Source organism: Nonomuraea sp. NPDC047529, from assembly GCF_040642995.1.
Classification (GTDB): Bacteria; Actinomycetota; Actinomycetes; order Streptosporangiales; family Streptosporangiaceae; genus Nonomuraea.
In genome coordinates, this window is sequence record NZ_JBEYTJ010000039.1 from 38297 (window position 1) to 56033 (window position 17737).

Genomic DNA, 17737 nt, shown 5'->3' on the forward strand with positions numbered 1-17737 from the left:
GAGCCAGGAGGGGCGGCCGCATGGGACCCCGCGCGGACCTTCGGCGCGGTGCCGTCGGACCGTTCCACAAGGACGCTGCCGTCAGGACCGGGCCGACAGGACCGGGCCGTCAGGGCGGCGTGCTCAGGCGCGGTCGGAGGCCGAACGAGCCGACGCGCTTGAGCCGGATCCGCTCCTCGCGAGGCACCGGCTCCACCTCCACGATCCGCGCGCCCTCCGGCACGTGACGCAGGTCGTGCGTGATGAGGATGGTGGTGCGCCCGGCCATCAGCCGCCGCAGCGGCTTCATGATCTGGGCGACCGTGGCGTCGTCCAGCCCGGTCATGGGCTCGTCGAGCACCAGGACGGGCGCGTCGCGCAGGATGGCCCTGGCGATCCCGATCCGCTGCCGCTGGCCGCCCGACAGCAGCCGGCCCCGCTGCCCGACCGGGGTGTCGTACCCCTGGGGCAGCAGCTTGACGAAGTCGTGCACGCCGGCCGCCTCGGCCGCCCTGATCACCTCGTCGAGCGAGGCGCCCGGCCGGCCGTAGGCGATGTTGTCGCGTACGGACCCCGAGAACAGCAACGTCTCCTGGTGCAGGATCGCCACGCTGTCACGCAGCGACTCCCGCGTCAGGCCCCGGATGTCGCGGCCGTCGAGCAGGACGCGTCCCTGTCCCGGGTCGTAGAAGCGCAGCAGCAGCTTGGCCATCGTCGACTTGCCGCTCCCGCTGGGCCCGGTGCAGACGATCAGCTCGCCGGGCCCGGCGGTGAACGACACGTCGCGCAGGGCGGGCCGCGTGCGTCCCGGATAGGTGAAGCCGACGCCGTCGAACTCCACCCGTCCCTCGGCCCGGCCGGGCAACGCCACCGCCCCCTCGGGGTCGGTGACGAGGGGCCTGGCGCGCAGGACCTCGATCACGCGGTCGGACCCCGCCGCCGCCTCCGACACCGTCAGCGCGAGCTCCCCCAGGCTCTGCACGGCCGGGTAGAGCATCGCCAGGTAGGCGGCGAAGGCGAGCAGGCCGCCCAGGGTGAGTCGTCCAGAGACGATCTCCCAGGCGCCGAACCCGATGACGACGATCAGGCAGACCGTCTCGATGACCTGGACGACGGGCTGGTAGAGCCCCGACAGCCAGGCCTGGGACAGGTTGGCGCGCAGCCAGCGCCGGCCCTCGCCGTGCAGGCGCCCGGACTCGGCCCCCTGCCGGTTGTAGGCCTGGACGAGCGCCTGGTTGGCCAGGCCCTCCTCCAGCACGCTGTTCATGGCGCCGTTGCTGAGCCGCTCGCGGGCCGCCGCCGTCCTGAACCTGGCCGCGAACAGCTTCGAGACGACCAGGAACGCCGGGATCAGCGCCATCGTGACGAGGGCGAGGTCCCAGCGGATCAAGAAGGCGGCACCGGCGAAGAAGATCGCGCTGGCCGCCGTGGTGAACAGCTTGACCAGGCCGGAGCCGATCAGTTCCTCGATGGCCTGGATGTCGTCGGTCAGCCTGGCCATCAGGTCGCCGAGCCGCCGGTTCTCCGAGAAGTCCGGCGACAGGGTCTGGATGTGCGCGAACACGCGGTCGCGCAGGGCCAGCAGGAATCTTTCCGCGCCGTACGCCGTGGCGTACGTCCCGACGAAGGACGTCACCCCGGCGAAAGCGGCGAGCCCGAGCCAGGTGAAGGCGGGCGCCCAGAAGGCGTCCAGATCCCGTGTGGCGAGCACGTCGTCGGTGATGTGCCCGAACAGGCGGATCGCAGCGACCTCACAGAGTGCTGCAAGGACGGCGAACACCACGCCACACGCGAAAAACCGGCGCAGGCCTTTCGTGTCCGGCCAGAACTCGCGAAAGGTTCGGCGAATAGACACTGCGGGAGCGAGTTCACGGCCGGAGAGCGCAAGGGAGAGCCGGCGGCTGGGCCGCCGGCTCTCACGGGGTTGCTCTACCACCCCCAGCCCCACCACCTGCGGAAGTTGCAGCAGCGGCGGCGGGCCCACCGGCGCCTACGGCAGCGCCAGGACTCCTGGAAGCCGGCCTGGGTCAGCTGGTTGCTAGCCATATCTTCCTCCCCCGTATGGCTGTTCCATTCGACAAATGGGACGATACCCACGAATTCACGGCAAATCACCAGAAGTTCGGCTGTTAATACAAGACTTGACCGGTGAATCCCGGCCAGAAAGGCGCTTCCGAAGGCCCGTTAAATGAGCCGTAAATCGCCAAATCCGCTAATAGCGGTCACGGAACGCTCAAAGATGCTACTCAGAACTGGTTCTCACCTAATCGGAAAACCCGAAGGGCGGGCGGATCCGGCCGGATCCGCCCGCCCTTCGAGGACATTCCCGCACACCCAGGTGATGCGAGGGGATTCAGGTGAGCGCAGAGGCTCAGGTGAGCGAGGAGTAGGCCACCACGCCGCGCCGCATGGCGTCCATCGCCTTGCCCGCGGTCTGCTTGATCTTGCTGCCCTCGGGGGCCGCGTTCCCGAGCTGACCGAGCAGGTCCATCAACTGCTTGATCCACCGTACGAAGTCGCCGGCCGCCAGCTCGTTGCCGGCCACGCCCTCCATCAGCACCGCGTCGAGGCTGTGGCCCTTGGTCCACCGGAAGGCCGCCCACGCGAACCCCAGATCGGGCTCACGGATCGTGGACAGCCCGTGGTCGGACTCGATGCCCTCCAGCTCGCCCCAGAGCCGGATCATCGACGACAGCGCGTCCTGGGCCCGCCCGGCGGGCACCTTGGGACGGCGCGCGTCGTCGGACTGCCGTGACTCGAACACCAGCGCCGACACGCACGCGGCCAGCTCGGCCGGTTCGAGCTCCTCCCACAGGCCGCCGCGCAGGCACTCGGCGGTCAGCAGGTCGAGCTCGGTGTAGAGGCGGCCCAGGCGGCGGCCCTCGTCGGTGACGGTCTCGCCGTCGAGGTAGCCGAGCTGCTCCAGCACCGAGCAGATGCGGTCGAAGGTGCGCGAGATGACGTGGGAGCGGCCCTCGACGCGGCGGCGCAGCCCCTCGGTCTCACGCTGCAGCTTGTAGTAGCGCTCGGCCCAGCGGGCGTGGTCCTCCCGCTCGTCGCAGCCGTGGCAGGGGTGCTGACGGATGAGCCGGCGCAGCTCGTTGACCTCGTCGTCCTCGATCGAGTGGTCGCGCGCCCTGGCCGGCTTGCCGAGGTCGCGGTCGCCGATCTTGGCCAGCAGGGTGGAGACCAGGTTGGCGCGTTCCTTCGGCGAACGTCCGTTGAAGTTCTTGGGGATGCGCAGCTTCTCCAGCGGCTCGACCGGCACCGGGAAGTCGGCAGGGTCGAGCTTCTTGATCTGCTTGCCGATCGTCAGCACCAGCGGGTTGGGGCCCTGGCCGCGCGGGTTGCGGCCGGGGTCGAGCACGATCGCCAGGCCCGCCCTGCGCCCGCCCGGCACCCGGATCACGTCGCCGGGCTGCAGTGCCTCCAGCGAGCGCGCGGCGGCCGCGCGCCGGGCCGCGCCGCGCTGCTTGGACAGCTCGGCCTCCCGGTCCGACAGGCGCCGGCGCAGCGCGGCGTACTCGGGGAAGTCGCCCAGGTGGCACGTCATGGCCTCCTGGTAGCCCTCCAGGGCCTCCTCGTGCTTGCGCAGCTGCTTGGCCAGGCCCACGACCGCCCGGTCGGCCTGGAACTGCGCGAAGGACTCCTCCAGCAGCGTGCGGGCGCGCTCGCGGCCGAACTGGCCCACCAGGTTGACGGCCATGTTGTAGGACGGCTGGAAGCTGGAGCGCAGCGGGTAGGTGCGGGTGCCGGCGAGCCCGGCCACCGACAGCGGGTCCATGCCCACCTGCCACAGCACGACCGCGTGGCCCTCGACGTCGATGCCGCGCCGCCCGGCCCGCCCGGTGAGCTGGGTGTACTCGCCCGGGGTGAGGTCGGCGTGGGTCTCGCCGTTCCACTTGTCGAGCTTCTCGATCACCACGCTGCGGGCGGGCATGTTGATGCCGAGCGCCAGCGTCTCGGTGGCGAAGACGGCCTTGACCAGGCCGCGGGTGAACAGCTCCTCGACGACCTCCTTGAACGCCGGCAGCATGCCCGCATGGTGGGCCGCCAGGCCGCGCTCCAGGCAGTCGCGCCACTCCAGGTAGCCCAGCACGGCCAGGTCCTCGTCGGGCAGGTGCGCGGTGCGCTCGTCGACGAGCTGCCTGATCTCGTGGCGCTCGCGGTCGGTGGTCAGCCGGATCCCGGCGTGCAGGCACTGCTGGACGGCCGCCTGGCAGCCGGCGCGCGAGAAGATGAACGTGATCGCCGGGAGCAGCCCCTCGGAGTCGAGCTTCTCGATCACCTGGGCCCGGTCGGGCGGCCGCGAACGGTGGACCTTGCCGTAGCCGCCGCGCCCGCGCCGCCCGGCCATGAGCCGCTCGGCGTCGCGCGTCACCCGCATCAGCGTGGGGTTGATGCGCAGCGTCAGGTCGTCGGTCATGAACATGTCGTAGATGCGGTTGCCGACCATCATGTGCTGCCACAGCGGCACCGGCCGGTGCTCGTCGACGATGACCGTGGTGTCGCCGCGCACCTCGCCCAGCCACTCGCCGAACTCCTCGGCGTTGCTGACCGTCGCCGACAGCGCCACCAGGCGCACCGACTCCGGCAGGTGGATGATGACCTCTTCCCACACCGCGCCGCGGAAGCGGTCGGCCAGGTAGTGGACCTCGTCCATGACGGCGAAGCCGAGCCCGGCCAGGGTGGCCGAGCCGGCGTAGAGCATGTTGCGCAGCACCTCGGTGGTCATGACCACGATCGGGGCCTCGCCGTTGACGCTGTTGTCGCCGGTGAGCAGGCCGACCTTGGCCGTGCCGTAGCGCTTGACCAGGTCGTTGTACTTCTGGTTGGACAGCGCCTTGATGGGGGTGGTGTAGAAGCACTTGCGGCCCTGCTCCAGGGCCAGGTGGACGGCGAACTCACCGACGACCGTCTTGCCCGACCCGGTGGGCGCGGCCACCAGGACGCCGTCGCCGGCCTCCAGGGCCCGGCAGGCGTCGAGCTGGAAGTCGTCGAGCTCGAAGTCGTAGAGGCCGCGGAACGTTCTCAGCGCCCCTCCGTCGTCCCCGTGCTTCTGACGGAAGGCCGCGTAGCGTTCCGCTGGCGTTGTCATACCCGTCACCCTACCGAAAGCGCCATTCCGGTCCGTCCCGGTGGACTCGGCCCACGGCGAACGGCCTTTACGTTGTAGATCAAGTGATCACGCGGAGCGCGCCGGGCTGGATCTCGCAGGTGACCGGCACCGGCCCCACGCGCTCGCCGTCGGCGTAGGCCACCACGTCGGACGCCTCCAGCGTGACCCGGCGGGCCCGCCGCACCGACACCGCCGGATGGCCCACATGGGTGCCCCGGTAGACGCCGGGGAAGACGCGCAGGAACTCGCCCTTGGACACCGCGCCGACCATCATCACGTCGAGCAGGCCGTCGTCGGGCGAGGCGTCGGGGCACACGCGCATGCCGGCCCCGTACGAGCGGGTGTTGGCCACGGCGACCATCATCGCCTCCTGCTCGACCACCTCGCCGTCGTCGAGCGTGACCCGGAACGGGATCGGACGGAAGGCGCGCAGCTCCTCGGCCACCGCCACCAGGTAGCGGCCCTTGCCGGGCGGCCAGGTGCGCCGGTTGGCGCGCTCGTTGACGCGCGAGTCGAAGCCGCAGCACAGCACCCCGGCGAACAGCTCCTCCGACTCCCCCGCCCGGACGCGGGCCGCGTCGACCTGCCGGGCCCGCATCCGCAGCACGGTCCTGGCCGCGGCCAGCGGGTCGCGGTGGGCCAGGCCCAGGGCGGCGGCGAAGTCGTTGCCGGTGCCGGCCGGGATGATGCCGAGCGGCACGTCGGTGCCCGCCACGGCCTGGACGGCCAGATGGACCAGCCCGTCGCCGCCGAAGGCGACCAGCGCGTCGGGACGCTCTGCGACGGCGGTGCAGGCACGTTCGAGCGCGTCGGCGGCGTCGGAGCCGACGATCACCGACAGCTCGGCGCCGCCGGCCCGCAACCGGCGGGCGACGGGTTCGAGCAGTCGCAGGGTGCGCCCGCCGCGCGCGGCGGGGTTGACGAGCAGGGCGATTTGGGGGGCCACGCCCGGAACCTATCGCCTATCGGGCGCCATCGGAATCCTCGGCCTCCGGCGGGACGTCCGCCAGCGGGGAGGCCTCGTCGTCGGACAGGTGCGAGAAGTCCTCGCCCGCGGGCCTGCGGCGCTCCCGCGCGTACATGAAGAGCTCGGCGAGGAAGTACAGGATGATCATCGGCGCGGCCAGCGCCATCATGGTGAGCGGGTCGCCACCGGGGGTGATGACCGCCCCGAACACGAACATCGCGAAGATCACCGTACGCCGGTGCTTCTTGACGGCCGCGTGGGACAGGACGCCGATGACGTTGAGGAAGACCAGCAGCAGCGGCAGCTCGAACGACACGCCGAAGATCAACAACATGATCAGGACGTAGTCGAGGTACTCGTCGATCGAGATCGTCGCGACGGTGTCCTCAAGGGAGAAGCTCAGCAGGATGCCGAGGCTGGTGTCCATGATGACGTAGGCCAGGCCGGCGCCGAACACGAACAGCGGGACCGCCAGCCCGAGGAAGGCGATCGAGTAGCGCTTCTCGTTGCGGTAGAGGGCAGGGGTGACGAAGGCCCAGATCTGGTAGAGCCAGACCGGTGAGGCCACCACGACGCCCACCATCGCCGAGACCTTCAGCGTGATGAAGAAGGACTGGAAGATGCCGTTGTAGACCAGGCTGCAGTGACCGTTGAGCTGGCGCGACTGCACCGTCTCGCAGTAGGGGGCGCGCAGCGCCTCCCACACCGGGTCGAACAGGATCCAGCCGACGACGATGCCCACGACCACCGCGAGAACCGCGATGAGCAACCTGTTGCGCAGTTCGCGCAGGTGCTCCATGAGCGGCATCCGGCCCTCGGGGTCGGGGGCCGATCCGGAATCGCTCGACCGTTTGAGCAGCGCCATTCGCAGTCCAGGGGTGAGGGAGGAGGAAGGGGGGTCAGCCTTGCTTGTCGGCCTGGGCGGCGGCGCTGGCGCGCAGCCGGGCGGCCTGCTCCTCTAGCTGGCGGGCCTGCTCCTCGGCCGACAGCGCGGGGGCCGGGGCGGGAGCGGGGGCCGGGGCGGGCGTGATCGGCTGCGGCGCGGGCTGCTGCGCCGGGGCCGGGGCCGGAGCCGCCTGGGCCTGGACCGTGGTGTGGGGCGTGTCGTCGTCGTCATCGCGGAGCTTGGCGGTCTCCGACTTGAAGATGCGCAGCGACCTGCCGACGCCTCTGGCCACATCGGGCAGCTTCTTGGCACCGAACAGCAGGACGAGCACGCCTGCGATGATCAGGAGCTCGGGAACTCCAAGGTTCGACATGAAACGTCCTTTATCAGCGAGTGCCGGTCTTCAGCCCCGATGGTACGCCCCCGGGGGCCGTGGTCTCATCTCCCCGGGGCGTCAATCTGGCCTGCATGGGCTCCAGACGCGCCTTCGCCGCGGCGACCTCCCGTTTCAGAGAACGTGCCGCGGCCGCGGCCCTCGCGCCCGCGACGCCGAGCACGGCCAGCCCGGCCAGGACCAGCCCGGCGGCCCAGAAGATCCACGTCATGACTGCTGAGCGTACAGGGCCAGGGCCCGCTCGGCCTCCTCGCGCACGGTCTCGGCCATCCGGGGCGGGGAGACGACCCGGCCGGTGTCGCCCAGCCGCAGCGCCAGCTTGACGATCCAGTCCTCGTCACGCGCCCGCAACGTGATCTTCAGCCGCCCTTCACCGAGCTCGGCGACCTCCTCGCACGGGTAGTACTCGGCCACCCACCGCCCGGCCGCGCTGACCTCCAGCTCGACCAGCTCGTCGGTCGGCGAGGGACGGAAGACGCCCCGGGTGACGTCGATCGGCTCGGCCTCCGCCGGCGGGTCGGCCGGCACGTCGAGCACGTCGACGCCGAGCACCCGGTCGAGCCGGAACAGCCGCATCGCCTCGGCCCGGTAGCACCAGCCCTCCAGGTAGGTGCGGCCGTCGACGACCACGACGCGGGTCGGGTCGACCTCGCGCGGGGTGACCTCGTCGCGCCCGGGCACGTAGTAGCGCAGCGACAGCCGGCGCCGGCCGGTGAGCCCTTCGCGCACCCGGCCGAGGGCGTCGGGGGCGGCCTCGACGTCGAAGGCGACCTGGCTGCTGACCGTGGCCGCGCCCTCGCCCGCGGCGCGCTCCAGCTTGGCCACCACGCGCGGCAGCGCGTCGCCGGCGGCCACGTCGGCGAGCTCGGGGGTGGCGGCCATCATGCGCAGCGCGACCAGCAGCGCGCTGGCCTCGTCGATGCCGAGGCGCAGCGGCCTGGCGATGGTCTCGGCGTTGTCGATGATGATCTCGCCGCCGTCCCAGGAGACGTCGATGAGGTCGCCGGGGGTGTGGCCGGGCAGGCCGCACATCCACACCAGTTGCAGGTCGTCGATGAGCTGCTTCTCGCTCAGCCCGAACACCTCGGCGACCTCGCCTACCTGCGCCCCCGGATGGGACATCAGGTACGGCACCAGCGCCAGCAGCCGGGGCAGCCGGTCGGCCGAACCGCTCATGCCAGGGTTCCCTTCAGTCGGCGGATGACGGCCTCGCGGGCGTCCGGCGGCCCGACCACCTGGACGTCGGCGCCGAGGCTGGCCATCCAGCCCGCGAGGCGTTCGGGGTCGGTGAAGGCCAGCTCGGCCTCGTCCCAGCCGTCCTCGCGCGGACGCACGGCCCTGGCGAGCTGGCGCAGGCCCTCGCAGCAGCCCCGGCGCACCCGGATGACGGCGACGCGCTCGTCCACCGGCTCCTCGGGGAAGCCGACCATGGCCCGCAGGTCGACGCCGTGGGGCACCTCGACGACGCCGGGGCGGCCGACGGCGCCGACCGGGCCGGTGATGCGGCTGAGGCGGAAGGCGCGCGGCGCGGCGCGGTCGCGGTCGAACCCGGCCAGGTACCAGCGCCCGCGCCGGCTGACCACGCCCCAGGGCTCGACGGTGCGGGCGCGCACGGTCTCGCTGCCGGAGGCGCGGTAGTCGAAGCGCACCACGCGGCGGTCGCGCACGGCGTCCCACAGGGCGGGGAAGGCCGGGTCGCGGGTGTCGACGCGCAGCTCAAGGGCGCCGCCGCCGATCGGGCCGCCGACCGGCTCGTCGGTGGCCACGCCGGCGGCGCGCAGCTTCAGCAGCGCCCCCGAGGCGGCCTCGGCCAGGCTGGCCCGCTGCCACACCTGCGCCGCCAGGCCGAGCACGGCGGCCTCGTCGGCCTCCAGGGTGATCTCCGGCAGCTCGTACGACTGGGGATCGATGCGGTAGCCCGGCTCGTCCTCCCACGGGTCGCGTACGACGTCGATGGGGATGCCGATCTCGCGCAACTCGTTCTTGTCGCGTTCGAACATGCGCTGGAACGCCTCGTCGCCGTCGCGGTCGTAGCCGGGAACCGCCTGGCGGATCTGCTCGGCCGACAGCGGGCGCCGGGTGGCGAGCAGGCAGATCACCAGATTCAGCAACCGCTCGGTCTTACGGCGCGACATCTGCCTCACTCCTCCTTCATCGACGCTACCCTGCCCCCGTGATCAGATGGCGCAAGGGCGAGGTTGTCCGGATCCGACGCGAGTGGCCGGGAGCGGTGGAGCTGGACGTCGCCGTACCCGAAGGTGAGTGCCGGGCACTGGCCTACCCCCCATTGGTGGGCCGCCCGGAACCCGGCGACGAGGTGCTGCTCAACACGACCGCACTCGCGATGGGTCTCGGTACGGGAGGTTACGCCATGGTGGTGGCCGTCCCGAACCGTTTGCCGCAAGATCCGGAGGGTCCGGGGCACCTGGTGAAGGCCCGCTACACCCCGCTGCAGGCCACGGTGCTGGGCGCCGACGAGCAGGATTCGGAGTTCCACGAGGTCCTGAGCGAGGCCGACGACCTGGCCGGGATGCCGGTGATCGTGGCCGATCTGCATTCCGCGCTGGCCCCGATCCTGGCCGGCCTGTACGACGGCGCCCCCGGCCTGCGGGTGGCGTACGTGATGCAGGACGGCGGCGCGCTGCCCGCCTGGTTCTCGATGTCGGCGGCCCGCCTGCGCGAGGTCGGCTGGCTGGCCGGGGTGGTCACGACGGGCCAGGCGTTCGGCGGCGACGTCGAGACGGTGACCGTGCACACCGGGCTGCTGGCGGCCCGGCACGTGCTGGCGGCCGACGTGGCGGTCGTCGCGCAGGGGCCGGGCAACCTGGGGACGGGCACCCGGTGGGGCTTCTCGGGCGTGTCGGCGGGCGAGGCGGTCAACGCCGCCGGGGTGCTGCGCGGCCGTCCGGTGGCGGCGCTGCGGGTCAGCGAGGGCGACGCCCGCGAGCGGCACGTCGGCCTCTCCCACCACTCGCTGACCGCCTACGGGCGGGTCGCGCTGGCGCCGGCCGACGTGGCGGTGCCGGAGCTGCCCGGCGCGTTCGGCGAGCGGGTGCGCGAGCAGGCCGGGCCGCTGGCGGCGCGGCACCGGCTGGTGCCGGTGCCGGTGGACGGCCTGCACGAGGCGCTGCGCGCCGCGCCCGTGAAGCTGTCCACCATGGGCAGGGGCCTGGAGGAGGACCTGGCCTACTTCCTGACCTCGGCGGCGGCGGGCAGGCTGGCGGCCTCGCTGCTGTCGTAGGAGTCCTTGTACGTGAACGCCTCGGGGCTCGGCCCCTCGGTCCTGAGGCGTTCCAGCCGCCGCATGCCCTCGGCCAGCGAGGGGATGTGCCCCTCGGGCACCCACCACATCACCATGTACGGCTCGGCCACGCGCAGGAACCACTCCCTGCGCCGGCGCAGCACGCCCAGGTGGACGCTGCGGTAGGTGAAGTCCCACAGGGTCTGCAGGGACTCCCACACCGAGAAGTTGATCAGCAGGTGGTCGCCGAAGTCGTGCACGACGGTGGCGGTGGGGTCGCTCTCGCTCTCCTTCATCCGCCACACGAAGCCGGGGGCCTCGTCGGCGACGGCGTTGACGGGTTCGAGCAGGGCGACGAACTCGGCGAGTTCGGGGGCGTCGATGGGCGCGCGCAGGTGCGCGACGTTGAGCTGGGCCAGATGCATGGGGCTCAGCACATCACTCTCGCGGCTTCTATGTCAATCTTCATTTGTTTTAGAAAGGGAGACGCAGCACTCCCCCGGCCGCGGATCCAGCCGCGCCCTGCCCGGATCCTCACCCATGCCCTCCAGCAGCCCCTGGCACAGCGCCAGGTTCATCGAGCACACCAGCAGCGGCTGCTCCTGGGACAGCAGGTGGAAGGGGCAGTTGCGCAGCCGCAGCGCGCCGCCCTCGTCGTAGGGTTCGTAGCCGCGCTCACGCAGCACACGGTCGACGGGCTCACCGGACCGCCCCCTGGCGAGGCGCGCGCCCGCCCGGCGGGCCGCCTGCTCGGCCTGCTCCTCGGCGCCCAGCAGCTCCACCACGTCGGCCAGCACCGAGGCGGGCGTCGCGTAGTCGCGCGGAGGCAGGCTGACCGTGCGCTCGCCCTTGGCCCTGCGGTAGACCTTGGCCGGGCGGCCGCTGCCGGGCCCCTTCCTGTCCTGGGGGCGGAAGCCGCTCTCCAGCAGCCCGGCCTCGACGAGCTTGTCGAGGTGGTGGCCGGCCAGCGTGCGGGACACGCCGGCGGCCTCGGCGGCCTCGCCCCGGCCGACGTCGCCGCCGCCGGCCGTCACGGCCTCGTACAGGCTGCGGCGCACGGGGTCGTGCAGCAGGCCGAGCGCCTGCAGGTCGTCGTCACTGCTCACAGCCGGAGTCTACGGAGCCTCAGTAGGCGGCCAGGACGTCCACGACGAAGACGAGGGTGTCGGAGCCCTTGATCCCGTACGCGGCGTGGCCGGGCGCGCCGTAGCCGTAGGCGGGCGGCACGATCATCAGCACCCGGCTGCCGACCGGCACCCCGACCAGCGCCTTGTCCCACCCCTTGATCACGGTGCCGTCGCCGATCTTGAACGCCTTCGGCAGGCCGGTCGGCCAGGTGCCGTCGAAGACCCGCCGCCGGTCCCAGACCGCGCCCTCGTACTGGGTGACCAGGAGCTGCCCGGCCTGCGCCGGACGCCCGCTCCCCCGCCTGAGCACCTTCGAGGCGAAGGCGCGCGGCGGCGCGGCGGACGGGATCGACAGCTCAGGACGGTCGTCACCGGTCACCCGCACCCCGGCCAGCGACCCGCCGGCGCTCTTGACCGAGGCGCCCTTGTGGTGGGCGCCCAGGATGTCCACGACGTAGAACAGGTCGTCGGCCGGGCCGACGCCGCGCGGCGGACTCGTGCCGAAGCCCTCCCCCGGCGGGATCGCCGCGATCACCCTGCTGCCCACCGTACGGCCGCGCAGCGCCCGGTCCAGCCCCGGCAGCAGCGAACCCACCGGGAAGGCCGCCGGGGTGCCCCGGTTGAAGCTGGAGTCGACCAGGCGGTTGTCGCGGCCGTCCCAGACGTGCGCGGTGTACTGGACGACCGCGACGTCGTCGTCGCCGAGCCGGTCGCCGCCGCCCGTGCTCAGCTCCTCGACCCGCAGGCCGGCGGCGGGCCTGCCGTCGGGGAAGACGATCGTGGGCCTGGCGCCGAACGCGCCGCCCACCTTCAGGTCGAGGTCGCCGGCCGTCGCGCCCGTGCATCCGGCGGCCAGCAGGAGCAGCGGCGCCAGCGACGGCACGATCGTACGGCGGCGCATCGGTCCTCCCACGACGAAGCGGCCCGGCGGCGGGAAGCCACCGGGCCACGAGATGCTACCGCGTCGTCGGAACGCCCGTCAGGAGATCGCCCGTCAGGAGATCGCCCGTCAGGAGGCCGCCAGCACGTCCACCACGAACACCAGCGTGCTCTTGGCGGGGATCTTGTCCTGGGCCTGGTCGCCGTAGCCGAGGTCCGGCGGGATGCTCATGACGACCCGGCTGCCGACCGGCACTCCGGCCAGGCCCTTCTGCCAGCCCTGGATCACGTTCGCGAGCGGGAACTCGGCCGGCTCGCCGCGCTCCCAGCTGGAGTCGAACTGGCTGTCGGTGCCCCAGATCTTGCCCGTGTAGTGGACGGTCAGCGTCTGGGTGGGCAGCACCTTGGCGCCGGTGCCCTCGATGACGGTCTTGACCACCAGCTCCTTGGACGGCTTCTTGTCCGTCTTGGTGGTCAGCGTGGGGGCCTTGTCCCCACCCGGGTTGACCACCTTGACGCCGTCGAGGCTCTGGCCGGTCTCCTTGCCCGTGGCCGCCTTCGGCACGGGAGGCCGGGCGCCGACCACGTCGAGCACGAACACCTTCGTCGGCTCGGCGCCGGCCGTGGCCTGCCCCTGCGGCGCCGAGTCGTTGGCCAGCACCGCCAGCAGCCGGCCGCCGTGCTTGACCTTGGTGAAGCCATCGCGCAGCACCTGCGGCAGCTGCTCGTTGACCGGGACGGTCTCGGGCTGCTTGGTGTCGTAGGAGGAGCCCTGGATCGCGTTGCCCTTGCCGTCCCAGTTGTAGACGGTCAGGTTGACGATCAGCTTGTCGCCGGTCTTGACCTCGGGGCCGGTGCCCGGCTGGATCACCTGGTAGGAGGACTTCGTCGCCGGCGAGCCGGCGGGGAAGGTCACCGTGGGCTTGGCGCCCACGTCGCCGGTGACCTTGAGCCCGGCCGAGCCGGTGCTGGTGGCGGCGCCTCCGTTCGCCCCGGCGTCGGTGTCGCCGCACGCGGCGGCGAAGAAGATCAGAGGCACGGCTGCCAGTACGGCCAGAGCGCGGCGCATGGATTTCCCTCGGAAAAGACGTCAGATTCGCGTCACCCTACCCGACATCGAGGTAGGGCCGAGGTAAACACCACGCCCCGGCCCGTTCCTCACATGCCCGCGATGAGCTTGTCGACCCGTTCGTCCACGCTGCGGAAGGGGTCCTTGCACAACACCGTGCGCTGGGCCTGGTCGTTCAGCTTCAGGTGAACCCAGTCGACGGTGAAGTCGCGCCGCTTCTCCTGCGCCTTGCGGATGAACTCGCCGCGCAGGCGCGCCCTGGTCGTCTGCGGCGGCACCGACTTGGCCTCGAAGATCTTCAGGTCGGAGGCCACCCGCTCGACCGAGCCGCGCTTCTGCAGCAGGTAGAACAGGCCGCGCTTGCGGTGGACGTCGTGGTAGGCCAGGTCGAGCTGGGCCACCCTGGGCGAGGACAGCGGCAGGTCGTACTTCTTGCGGTAGCGCTCGATGAGCTGGTATTTGGTCACCCAGTCGATCTCGCGCGAGACCAGGTCGAGGTCGCCGGTCTCGACCGCGCGCAGCGTGCGCTCCCACAGCTCCAGCACCCGGCGGGTGATGGCGTCGCCGCCGCGCCGGTCGACGAAGTCCTGGGCCTTGGACAGGTACTCCTGCTGGATCTCCAGGCTGGAGGCCTCGCGCCCGTTGGCCAGGCGCACCCGGCGGCGGCCCGTCATGTCGTGGGAGACCTCGCGGATGGCCCTGATCGGGTTCTCCAGGGACAGGTCGCGCATCACCGTGCCGGCTTCGATCATGCGCAGCACCAGGTCGGTCGCGCCGACCTTGAGCAGCATCGTGGTCTCGCTCATGTTGGAGTCGCCGACGATGACGTGCAGGCGGCGGAAGCGCTCGGCGTCGGCGTGCGGCTCGTCACGGGTGTTGATGATCGGCCGGGACCGGGTGGTGGCGCTGGAGACGCCTTCCCAGATGTGCTCGGCCCGCTGCGAGACGCAGTAGACGGCGCCGCGCGGCGTCTGGAGCACCTTGCCCGCGCCGCACACGATCTGCCGGGTCACCAGGAACGGGATCAGCACGTCGGCCAGGCGGCCGAACTCGCCGTGCCGGCCCACCAGGTAGTTCTCGTGGCAGCCGTAGGAGTTGCCGGCCGAGTCGGTGTTGTTCTTGAAGAGATAGATGTCACCCGCGATGCCCTCTTCGCGCAGGCGTTTCTCGGCGTCGACGAGAAGGCCCTCAAGGATGCGCTCGCCCGCCTTGTCGTGCGTGACGAGTTCGATGACGTTGTCACACTCGGGTGTTGCGTACTCAGGATGGCTGCCCACGTCGAGGTAGAGACGTGCGCCGTTGCGGAGGAAGACGTTGCTCGATCGGCCCCAGGACACGACCCGCCGGAACAGGTAGCGCGCGACCTCGTCGGGGGACAGCCTGCGCTGTCCCCTGAACGTGCAGGTCACGCCGTACTCGTTCTCCAGCCCGAAGATGCGACGATCCATCACCTCACACTATGCCCATGGATCGGCGATCGGGAGAGATCTTCACAGGTGTTTTCCGGCGGACGTCCCATTTGCCAGGTTTGTTGGATGGGCTTTACCAGGTCCGCGCCCGCCCCCGCGAAGCGCGGAGCCGGTTCACGGGGTGTAGATCTCCTGCACCTTGACGATCTTGCCCTGGTACACCGTGACGAGCGACGGCTGCCGCTGCTTGCTGTGCCGCTTGACCAGGACGGACGAGGGACAGCGCTTGGCCCCCAGGCCGGTGTTGCGGTCGACGGTCATGGCCGCCATCTCCGGCTTGCAGCCGTAGGCCGACAGGAAGACGACGTCCTTGGCGATCGGGGAGGCGTAGGCCGTCACGTCGCCCTCGGGCGGGCCGACGAAGTAGCCCTCGGTCTGCTTGGACCGCTTCCACTTGATGGGCTCGTACTCGGCGACGCCGCCGCGCACGTCGGTGATCCAGCCGCGCAGGATGCCGTTGTGGCGGGAGTGGATGCCCTTGGTGAAGTCGTGGCCGGGGTCGGCCTGGAAGCTCGTGCCGAAGATCGCGGGCTTCTTGTACGCCGGGTAGGCCGACGCGGTCGAGGTCGTTGCGGTGGCCGCGGTGGCCGCGTTGGCGGCGACGACGGAGGCCAGCAGCGCGGCGGCGACGGTGCCGCCGGCGAGGAGGGTGCGCATCGAAGTGTTCACGCTTGCTGAGATCCCACCTCGCGCCCCAGGGTTCACCGTCGCGCCAGTGATACCGCCCACCCGGCCCCCGCCCCCCCCGCGCCGGGGCCGCCGCCCGGCAGAGGGCGCGGGCCGCCGGGGCGGCCCTCGCCCTCTGCCGGTGGTCTTCGGGCCTTACAGCGGCCCTGACCCGTCGTCCACGTCGCCCTCAGGGCCCGTGGGCGGGCCGGTCGGGGGCGCGGCAGGCGGCGTCGTGGGCGGAGTGGCGGGCGGAGTGGCGGGCGGCTCCGAGTCGGACTCGGCCGGCGGGGTCGCGGGCGGAGTGGCGGGCGGCGTCACGGACGACGTGGTCCGGGCGAGCAGGCGCTCCAGCCGCGCGCCCGTCAGCCGCACGAACTTGCGGTGCTCACGGTTGCGGTCGAGCACCGCGACCTCCAGCTGCGCGACCGGCGGCCGCTCGCCGCCCGGCTCGGTGAGCGCCGCCAGCGCCACCTCCAGGGCGTCGGCCAGCGACATCGACTCGCGGTAGCGCTCCTTCAGCCGCCCGGCCACGGCGTCGGCCTGGCCGCCCATGGCCGCGAAGCCGTGCTCGTCGAACACCGAGCCGTCGAAGGTCAGCCGGTAGATGGCGTCGCCGTCGGGGGTGTCGCCGACCTCGGCGACGACGACCTCCACCTCCAGCGACTTGATCGACTCGGTGAAGATGCGGCCCAGGTTGGAGGCGTAGAGGTTGGCCAGGCCGCGGCCGGTGACGTCGGAGCGGTCGTAGGTGTAGCCGTTGATGTCGGCGTAGCGGATGCCGCCGAGACGCAGCTCCTCGAACTCGTTGTAGCGGCCGACGGCGGCGAACCCGATGCGGTCGTAGATCTCGCTGATCTTGTGCAGCGCCCGCGACGGGTTGGGCGCCACGAACAGGATGCCGTCGACGTACTGCAGCACGACGACGGACCGGCCCCGCGCGATGCCCTTGCGCGCGTAGTCGGCCTTGTCCCGCATGATCTGCTCAGGGGACGCATATCCAAAAGGCATGGACACGGGCAGTGGTCCTTTCTAGCGCAGCGGGGCGATGGGGCCGTCGGGCGAGATCATCCGGGCCTCCAGCATCTGTTCGACGTGGTCGGCCACCTGCTGATCGCTCAGCCTGCGGAAGCCGTCGGCGTCGATCACCGACACGATCGGCCAGATCTTCCTGGACACGTCGGGCCCGCCGGTCGCCGAGTCGTCGTCGGCCGCGTCGTAGAGGGCCTGGATCACCGTCATCACCATGTCGTCGGCCGAGGCGCCGTCGCGGTAGAGCTTCTTCAGCGAGCCGCGCGCGAAGATCGAACCGGAGCCGATGGCGTCGAACCTGTCACGCTCGTAGGGGCCGCCCGCCACGTCGTAGCTGAAGATGCGGCCCTGGTCGCGGTCGGGGTCGTAGGCCGCGAACAGCGGCACCACCACCAGGCCCTGCATCGCCATGCCGAGGTTGCCGCGGATCATGGTGGCCAGCCGGTTGGCCTTGCCCGCCACCGACAGCGTGCGGCCTTCCATCTTCTCGTAGTGCTCCAGCTCGACACGGTAGAGCCGGGCCATCTCGATGCCCGTGCTGGCCGTGCCCGCGATGCCCATGCACGAGTAGTCGTCGGCGCGGAACACCTTCTCGATGTCACGCTGCGAGATGATGTTCCCCGAGGTGGCCCGCCGGTCGCCCGCCATCACCACGCCGCCCGCGAAGGTGGCCGCCACGATCGTGGTCGCGTGCGGGACCTGGTCGCCGATCGGAGTGGCCAGCGCCTGGTGACGCTGTGGCAGCAACTCGGGCGCGTACGAGCCGACGAACTCGGTGAACGAGGAGTTCCCTGAGTTTCGGAAAAGCTGGTCCACCAGGCCGACGGGCAGATCCCTGTTAGGTGCCACGCGACTCCCTCCCAACATCAGTGTCTCTAGGCCGACCCTACTCATGTTGCGTTGCTGTCT

17 protein-coding genes are annotated in these 17737 nt (G+C 71.4%); 1 reads left to right on the forward strand and 16 read right to left on the reverse strand.

Annotated elements, in window-relative coordinates; genetic code table 11:
* Positions 1-109: 109 nt before the first annotated feature.
* The 8 genes from ABZ815_RS41580 to ABZ815_RS41615 form a co-directional block, all read right to left on the reverse strand.
* Entirely contained in the window at positions 110-1963 is a 1854-nt protein-coding gene (locus ABZ815_RS41580) for an ABC transporter ATP-binding protein (protein WP_357706936.1), read from the reverse strand.
* A 387-nt stretch (positions 1964-2350) separates the two neighbouring features.
* On the reverse strand, positions 2351-5077 hold the full coding sequence (locus tag ABZ815_RS41585; protein ID WP_357706937.1) for a DEAD/DEAH box helicase: 2727 nt from the start codon (positions 5075-5077) through the stop codon (positions 2351-2353).
* Between the two features lie 79 nt (positions 5078-5156).
* Positions 5157-6044 (reverse strand): YegS/Rv2252/BmrU family lipid kinase, encoded by an 888-nt coding sequence (locus tag ABZ815_RS41590; protein WP_357706938.1) that lies wholly within the window; start codon positions 6042-6044, stop codon positions 5157-5159.
* Between the two features lie 16 nt (positions 6045-6060).
* The gene (gene tatC, locus ABZ815_RS41595; RefSeq protein ID WP_357706939.1) at positions 6061-6930 is read right to left on the reverse strand and encodes a twin-arginine translocase subunit TatC; all 870 of its coding nucleotides are present in this window, start codon (positions 6928-6930) and stop codon (positions 6061-6063) included.
* A 34-nt stretch (positions 6931-6964) separates the two neighbouring features.
* On the reverse strand, positions 6965-7324 hold the full coding sequence (gene tatA / locus ABZ815_RS41600) for a Sec-independent protein translocase subunit TatA (protein WP_357706940.1): 360 nt from the start codon (positions 7322-7324) through the stop codon (positions 6965-6967).
* A 13-nt stretch (positions 7325-7337) separates the two neighbouring features.
* Entirely contained in the window at positions 7338-7556 is a 219-nt protein-coding gene (locus tag ABZ815_RS41605) for a hypothetical protein (protein ID WP_357706941.1), read from the reverse strand.
* Complete coding sequence (locus ABZ815_RS41610) at positions 7553-8521, reverse strand: WYL domain-containing protein (protein ID WP_357706942.1); 969 nt, start codon at positions 8519-8521, stop codon at positions 7553-7555. The genes ABZ815_RS41605 and ABZ815_RS41610 overlap by 4 nt, the downstream gene beginning before the upstream one ends.
* Positions 8518-9480 (reverse strand): WYL domain-containing protein, encoded by a 963-nt coding sequence (locus ABZ815_RS41615; RefSeq protein WP_357706943.1) that lies wholly within the window; start codon positions 9478-9480, stop codon positions 8518-8520. Before ABZ815_RS41615 ends, ABZ815_RS41610 begins: the two co-directional genes overlap by 4 nt.
* A 38-nt stretch (positions 9481-9518) precedes the next feature.
* Between ABZ815_RS41615 and ABZ815_RS41620 the strand changes: the two genes are divergently transcribed.
* The gene (locus ABZ815_RS41620; RefSeq protein WP_357706944.1) at positions 9519-10586 is read left to right on the forward strand and encodes a DUF3866 family protein; all 1068 of its coding nucleotides are present in this window, start codon (positions 9519-9521) and stop codon (positions 10584-10586) included.
* Here ABZ815_RS41620 and ABZ815_RS41625 read toward each other — a convergent pair.
* From ABZ815_RS41625 to prcB, 8 genes are all read right to left on the reverse strand, one after another.
* The gene (locus tag ABZ815_RS41625) at positions 10532-11011 is read right to left on the reverse strand and encodes a DUF3291 domain-containing protein (protein WP_357706945.1); all 480 of its coding nucleotides are present in this window, start codon (positions 11009-11011) and stop codon (positions 10532-10534) included. The two genes, ABZ815_RS41620 and ABZ815_RS41625, sit on opposite strands and share 55 nt — an antisense overlap.
* A 33-nt stretch (positions 11012-11044) precedes the next feature.
* Positions 11045-11692: a helix-turn-helix domain-containing protein gene (locus tag ABZ815_RS41630; protein WP_357706946.1), complete on the reverse strand. Its 648-nt coding sequence runs from the start codon at positions 11690-11692 to the stop codon at positions 11045-11047.
* A gap of 19 nt (positions 11693-11711) precedes the next feature.
* Entirely contained in the window at positions 11712-12614 is a 903-nt protein-coding gene (locus tag ABZ815_RS41635) for an FKBP-type peptidyl-prolyl cis-trans isomerase (protein WP_357706947.1), read from the reverse strand.
* A 108-nt stretch (positions 12615-12722) separates the two neighbouring features.
* Positions 12723-13661 (reverse strand): FKBP-type peptidyl-prolyl cis-trans isomerase, encoded by a 939-nt coding sequence (locus tag ABZ815_RS41640; protein ID WP_357706948.1) that lies wholly within the window; start codon positions 13659-13661, stop codon positions 12723-12725.
* Positions 13662-13750: 89 nt separating this feature from the next.
* Positions 13751-15109, reverse strand: coding sequence for a Pup--protein ligase (gene pafA, locus ABZ815_RS41645; protein WP_125642647.1), 1359 nt, complete (start codon positions 15107-15109; stop codon positions 13751-13753).
* Positions 15110-15244: 135 nt separating this feature from the next.
* Positions 15245-15799 carry a hypothetical protein gene (locus ABZ815_RS41650; protein WP_357706949.1) on the reverse strand — a complete coding sequence of 185 codons (555 nt, stop codon included), beginning with the start codon at positions 15797-15799 and terminating at the stop codon, positions 15245-15247.
* Positions 15800-15952: 153 nt separating this feature from the next.
* Positions 15953-16807 (reverse strand): proteasome subunit alpha, encoded by an 855-nt coding sequence (gene prcA, locus ABZ815_RS41655; RefSeq protein WP_357707011.1) that lies wholly within the window; start codon positions 16805-16807, stop codon positions 15953-15955.
* Positions 16808-16828: 21 nt separating this feature from the next.
* Positions 16829-17677: a proteasome subunit beta gene (prcB, locus tag ABZ815_RS41660; RefSeq protein ID WP_357706950.1), complete on the reverse strand. Its 849-nt coding sequence runs from the start codon at positions 17675-17677 to the stop codon at positions 16829-16831.
* Between the last annotated feature and the right edge of the window lie 60 nt (positions 17678-17737).